The 6129-nt window shown below is 38.6% G+C and carries 7 protein-coding genes and 1 pseudogene; all 8 read right to left on the reverse strand.

The window, feature by feature from the left end; all coding sequences use genetic code 11:
- Positions 1–91 precede the first annotated feature (91 nt).
- A pseudogene (locus ACFIO3_RS07250) lies at positions 92–305 on the reverse strand (antitoxin VbhA family protein).
- Between the two features lie 65 nt (positions 306–370).
- On the reverse strand, positions 371–1441 hold the full coding sequence (gene virB11, locus ACFIO3_RS07255) for a P-type DNA transfer ATPase VirB11 (RefSeq protein WP_375608087.1): 1071 nt from the start codon (positions 1439–1441) through the stop codon (positions 371–373).
- Positions 1438–2598, reverse strand: a complete 1161-nt coding sequence (gene virB10 / locus ACFIO3_RS07260) for a type IV secretion system protein VirB10 (RefSeq protein ID WP_375608088.1) — start codon at positions 2596–2598, stop codon at positions 1438–1440. The genes virB11 and virB10 overlap by 4 nt, the downstream gene beginning before the upstream one ends.
- Complete coding sequence (virB9, locus tag ACFIO3_RS07265) at positions 2591–3457, reverse strand: P-type conjugative transfer protein VirB9 (protein WP_375608089.1); 867 nt, start codon at positions 3455–3457, stop codon at positions 2591–2593. Before virB9 ends, virB10 begins: the two co-directional genes overlap by 8 nt.
- Positions 3454–4158, reverse strand: coding sequence for a virB8 family protein (locus ACFIO3_RS07270; RefSeq protein ID WP_375608090.1), 705 nt, complete (start codon positions 4156–4158; stop codon positions 3454–3456). The genes virB9 and ACFIO3_RS07270 overlap by 4 nt, the downstream gene beginning before the upstream one ends.
- Entirely contained in the window at positions 4112–4414 is a 303-nt protein-coding gene (locus ACFIO3_RS07275) for a type IV secretion system protein VirB7 (RefSeq protein WP_375608091.1), read from the reverse strand. Before ACFIO3_RS07275 ends, ACFIO3_RS07270 begins: the two co-directional genes overlap by 47 nt.
- Positions 4415–4625: 211 nt before the next feature.
- A complete protein-coding gene (locus ACFIO3_RS07280) occupies positions 4626–5612 on the reverse strand; it encodes a type IV secretion system protein (RefSeq protein ID WP_375608092.1) in 987 nt (328 codons plus the stop codon).
- Positions 5599–6084: a type IV secretion system protein VirB5 gene (locus ACFIO3_RS07285; protein ID WP_375608093.1), complete on the reverse strand. Its 486-nt coding sequence runs from the start codon at positions 6082–6084 to the stop codon at positions 5599–5601. Before ACFIO3_RS07285 ends, ACFIO3_RS07280 begins: the two co-directional genes overlap by 14 nt.
- Positions 6085–6129 lie beyond the last annotated feature (45 nt).

Genomic DNA, 6129 nt, shown 5'->3' on the forward strand with positions numbered 1-6129 from the left:
ATTTTTGAGTGTTGTGGTGTTTGGGTAGACATAATGATGGGGAGAAACTGTCTGTATATTTTTTGTCTTTGCTTTTGGCATCGCAGCTTCCTTATAATTTTACGTTGTCCATACGAGTGTTAAATTCTCGAGTGAAATGTCCCCTTTGCATATCCTTCTAGAATTTTTAGCGTTTTGGAGTGAAGCTTTACATCCTCTATTGCATGGGTGCTGATGGTTGCGTCAACGGCTTCACGGCGTTTTTTTAAATCTTCCATTGTTATTGATAAAAGATTTTCTCTAATTTTTATTGTTTGGGTTTTCATGCATTTTTCCTTTTATGGCCAATTATTGCTTTAAAAGATTCTTCGGCAGCCGGTGTGATTTTCTTTTAGTCACCTCCAAAGATGTTTCGTTGTTTGAAGGGGTCATAATAAATTTCTGTGACCTTAAACTTTCCTTCAACCCGTTTGCATTGGATGATGATATCAATCATTGAAATCAACAGTCCTCGAATATCATCACGCTCTAAATCACCCCCTCCATCACTTTCTTTGACCAAAAGGGTCATTTGCTCAAAGGCAGCAAGGGCCGTTGATGCATGAACCGTCGTAATGGAACCTGGATGGCCTGAATTGACATTGCGGATATAATAAAAGGCTGTACCATCTCGAAGTTCTTGCAAAAGAATACGGTCAGGACGCATCCGTAAAGATGATTCAAGCAATTCTTTGGGACCAACGGAGGCTAAGCCTTGTCCATCTTTTGAATAGAGCATCGAGACATGATTAGGATGCGGTATCAGCAATTCTTGTGTGTCTTCAATGGTGATAATACGTTCTTCTTGAGGAATTTTGGCGATTAATGCTTTTGATAATGTTGTTTTACCTGAACCGGTTTTTCCCGCAATTAAAATATTTTTCTGGCATTTTACAGCTTGATTTAAAAAGGAGACAAAGTCTTTATTACAGTAGGCATTGGCTAAGTTATGCTCGATGATTTTGAGTTCATTAAAACGAGAAAGATAATTATTCAATGGCGTGAAAGATACCTGCTCACAGAGCGAGAAGAGTCCTTTATTTGCGAGTTCTTCGAGAGAAAAACTCTGCGATGATGGTTTACGAATTGTCATACTAATCGTGTCTTTTTCGACAGCTGGCGGAATGACAATCTGAATGCGTTCATTGCCTGGTAGAGTGGCAGATAATATTGGGTTTTTGTCCGATATGTTTTGCTTGGAATAGGACGCGACAACTTTCGCAATACCCATAAGCTCATTAAAAGAGAGAGTTGGTACTTCTATTGTTTTCCAGCCATCAAATCCTTCAGTCATTACTTGATAGGGACGATTGATAACAATTTCAAAAAGACTATCATCTTTCAAAAAAGCACTGATGGGTTCAAGTTTTGTGAGAACAATCGCGACAGTTTCATTATTCATGGTATGTAAGTTGTGGTTCATTTTAAAGGTATCGTAGAATTTTTGTAAAAGTTTTTTGAAACAGCTCGATGGATAATCTGTTTTTTGTTTTCGATGACTTTCAATTTATAAACACTGGAAAAATCTAAATCGCGGGCAACAAAAATATTCACCATTTCTCCTTGGTTTTTGGATAATGTTGGAGGAATATTGGCGTAATTTTCTACGACAATATTTGCAATATGTTGTCCTGAAGAGAGTGTTTCAGTTTCTTCTTTCTCTTGTTTTTTTGATAAACGTTTATTGGCATAGTGTGTTGCATCTTTTATTAGTGATACAAGAAGTGCAGATCCAATCCGCTCCAACCAATGATTATCAATGTCTCCATCCATACCAGAACGCCCTAAAGCATCTGTTGCAGGTGAAGCTAAGGATATAATGATACCATTAGGGGTTTTTGCTCTATTCCATAGCACAAAGAGACGTGTTTGGCCTTTTTTCAAGCCAGCGCGATATTCACCAACAATTTGGGTGCCTTTATCAAGAAGAACAACACGACCATTGTCTGATAAGATATCTCTGGAGACGATACAACTGGCAAAACCTTGTTGATCACTGTTGATGGCTGTTTCTAAGATACAAGGGATAGAAGTTCCCATCGTGATGATGTAGTTTCGATTGCCAAGGGTTGAAGCGCGAATACCTTCAAGCACTGTGGGTTTGAGAAGATGATTAAAACGTTGTGTCGTTTCATCAGGTTTGTTTTCAAGTTGGTGAGGCAAAGCGCCATTATTTGTTTGTGAATCTATTTTGCTTTGTTGTGTATGCGCATAAGCTAATACAGGAGCACGTTGCGCTGCTTCCAACAGTGGATCATTAGAATTTGATTGATTGATGGTTGGTGTTGGTAGCTCGATTTGTGGCAACAGAGCGTTCTTTCGTTGAGATTGTTCAAGGGGGGGAGGGGTCGGCTTTGCAGGGTGGAAAAGTTCTGTTTGTTTGATAAATTTTTCTTCTTTTGAAGATTCAACCGGTTGTTTTTTTTCTGTGACAAGTGTTGAATAGGCTAAATAAAGACAGACACTAAAAAGAATAACAAGAGCGACTGCTTTCCCTACATTGCTCTGTTGGCTTTTTCCCTGAGCATTTTTTATTGTATCGCGATCATTAATGTTTTTTTCATCCACGGTGTTATTCATGGCTGCTTCCTATGTTCACTTTACGTTGTACAGATGGTGATGTCGTACCCGTTTCAGGGTTAATTCCTTCTGGTACGAACCTTTTATTAAAAATGCACAATACTTCGTTCCCACGCCGTAGTGTGAATTGTGCAGATGTTGCATGGACAATAACCTTGTTGCCTTTAATCGATTTGGGAATAAGGGCCTCTTGCCCATCAGGCGATACAATGTAAATGGCAGGGATTTCAATGTTGCCTAAAAAGATAAAGGTTGTTGTTTTCCCATTATCATAGACAGAAGCAGGTTCAATGAGGGGAGAGCCTTGGGCTTCATAAGCCCAATTGCGTGGTCCAAAATCTTCATGGATATTTAAAATATCATTGACAAAGTTTTCTTCACGTTGTTTTTCTTTTTCTGCTTCGGCTAATTTCTTACGTAAGGCTTCATCTTCTGGATAACGAAACTTTACTAAGAAATACGTCTCATTACCCGCTGAAACATCGCCTTCACGGACTTGTAGCTCGAATTGATAAGAGCGTTGTGTTCCATCTTGGCGGCTTGTGACAATTTGTAAATTTGTCACAGGCTGGACTTCACGTGGTTTGAGAAAAACAAAGTGTCCAGCCGGTGCAACTTGCCAAGCAACCGAATTTCCAATTCCTACATAGGTCACTTCTTCATCAACGGCAAATTCTAGTTGAACCGAAGAGCGAATGGAGCCAATAATTTGTACGACATTGTAGGGGTCATAATTGACAAATCTGATGCGGTTATCTTTACGTGCGCTAATAGGCGCTGTTTCCGCAAATGAGAGGACTGTGTGAAAGCTGAGAGTGATCGTAAAAATTAAAGAGATTGTTTGTAAAAGTCTGATCATTTTATCACCTCTGGATCAGATCTATATTCCGATACTTGAAAACCAAGAGGGTTGATAAGACGATCAGACGTTGAAATGTGTGCGTTCACGTAGGAAAAATTTAAGATTGAAATCCAATGGGAAATATTTTCTTTTTCATTCAAGTCTCTGATCGTTTTATAGTAACGAACTTGGATAAGATTTTTGCTTATAAAAGAGATTGATTTGATTGTGACGGTAGCAATCATGTTCTGATAAATATTTTGCGGACTTTCTGGATTATTGCCCGCGTACCATTTTGCAAAACGGTTTTGTTCTTTGGGAGAAGATAAAAGAGAAACTAAGCGAAAATTATTTTCTGCTTCTGATGCTTGAAAACCTTCACGGGCACGAACATATTGGCTAGCAAAATAACGCGTTATCGCTTCATCATAGTCGTTAGGGGATTCTTTGAGGGCACTTACAGTATCAATAATGCCTGTTGAGTTATCAACGCGGATAACAAAAGGCTCTACTGTTTTCAAAGGCGTCAAAGCGGCGACAGCTAAAGCTAGCGCAATCGTCATCAATCCCAAAAGTACTGTTAAAGCCATGGAAATTTTCATTCGCACACGCATGCTATGCATGCGGTCAATGTCAAATGAACGCGCTTCTTTTATATATTCTTCAAGGGCATCACTTTTCACGCGTAACCTCCACAGTTTTATCAGATTGTGCTTCATGAATAATTGGCTTTAATAAAGCTGAATTGGCTGTTGCTTTTTCACTTTCCAAAGTATTGAGAATGATGGGAGTGGTAACAGGCTTTACGCTTTTTCCTGGATGGACAACGTTTTTATTGTCCCAATTCCACTTATCTTTATTTAAAGCACGTGTATGTTTGCCATTACAGCGTGGTGGTTTTTTGGGGCCACTCAAAGAGGTGCAACCAGTAAGAGCGATTGTTAGGACCATAACAAAAGTTATTTTTCGTTTCATTTTTTGAACTCACAAATATCTTGGAATACAATGCATGAGAGTTTTTATTCTGGACACTTTTACAAGTCTATGTGATGCAAGACTTTGATTGATTTTGTTGTAAGAGCCAAGATGTTAGGACTTATCAGGAACAGGATCATGGTACGTGCGCCAAAGGGTGCACGCAAAGCAAAAACAAAAATACTTATTCTTTATAAAGAGGTGCTTTATCTTAAAACCGACCACGACCACCTCCGGAGCTTCCTGCTTTTGCTGCTGCGCCTGCCGCACCTCTAGCAGCGTTACCGGCAGCACCTGAGATTTGTAAAGTAGCACTTTTTACTGCATTACCACTCGCTCTTGCACCATTTGAAAGCATTGTAAAAATCTGTCCTCCTGAAGAGACACCAGCGTTAAAGTATGGTCCGCCAGAGGCCAGGGCTGTTGCAATACCGGGAAGAGCACGGAAGATAATAACCCCTATGATCGAAATGATGATGACAGGGGGAAAAAGAACGTAAATTGATTCATATGAAATGCTGAGAACCTGTAGAATAACTTGGCATATAATTGTTCCAAGCATGATTACGAGAACTTGTAAAATGGTAAAATTGATCAAGGTTGTAATCCATGCATCGGAGTATTTTCGCGTTGCATTGAACAAATACAAACTAATGAACAGAGGTCCAAGACCTATAATCATGACCAGTGCAACTTGTGCAAACATTTGCACAATAAAACCACCTATACAAAAAAGAATAACGGCGAGAAGCATGATAGAACCAAGAAGACCCACAAGGATCTTTTCAAAAAACCAAGCATTGTATAAGACTTCTTGATAGCGCGAACTTGCCTTTAACAAAATATAATCAAAAACATTGGAGCTTGTTGGATTACTGTTCAGCGCATTCCCAATAGCGTTGGATAAATCATTGAAGAAAATATCCTTGACATATGTATTAAATGTATCCGCATTCGTTGCCATTGTTGTGACAACAACAATTTTAACAACATTATTGAGAAGACTATGCATCGAAAGCGCAACGCGACCTGTCATAACATTATAGCCATAAAGAAAGATAAAAATGATTGCGGCGAGATTTAAGGGCGCTGAAATAGCAGAAGACAGCCCACTCACCGTTGTATCCATCACATTATCAAGGGGTTTTAAAATATACCCAGAAACGGTTTCAAAGGGAGAAAAACTAAAGTCTGACATTTGTACTCGTACTTTCAAGTTTTTCTTTTAATTCTTTTTCTTTTTCTTTTAATTGGGCCTCAAGATATTTATGTTTTTTTTGTTCCTTTTCTTCACGTAGCTCATCTTTTGTCTTCGTATCTCTTGCTTGAATCATATCAAGAGACTGAAGTTTTAAAGAACTTACTTGAAGACCTGCTTGAAGAAGAGAAAGCTTTACTTGAAGATCTTGCCGAAGAGCTTGCAATTCTTCAGGTTTTATGTCTTTTTGTGATTTAAGTTGTTCAAGCTGATTATTTATGTCTTTGATTTTATTTGCAGTTTCAGTTGTGCTTTTATAAATGTTTTCAGCTGTTTCTGATTTTGCAGCATCTAATTTTTGTGTGTTCTCGAGTGCTTGTTTATAATATTCATCCACATCGAGTGTTGTTTGCGCTATTGCATGAGGCATAAAAGAAAAGGATAACAGTGTAACTAAGCCATATTTTTTCATTGATTTTTTCTCCTTTGATAAAATATGGGCAGCCATTTGTCAGGG

The sequence above is a fragment of the Bartonella sp. AD328YNZD genome (genome assembly GCF_042196425.1).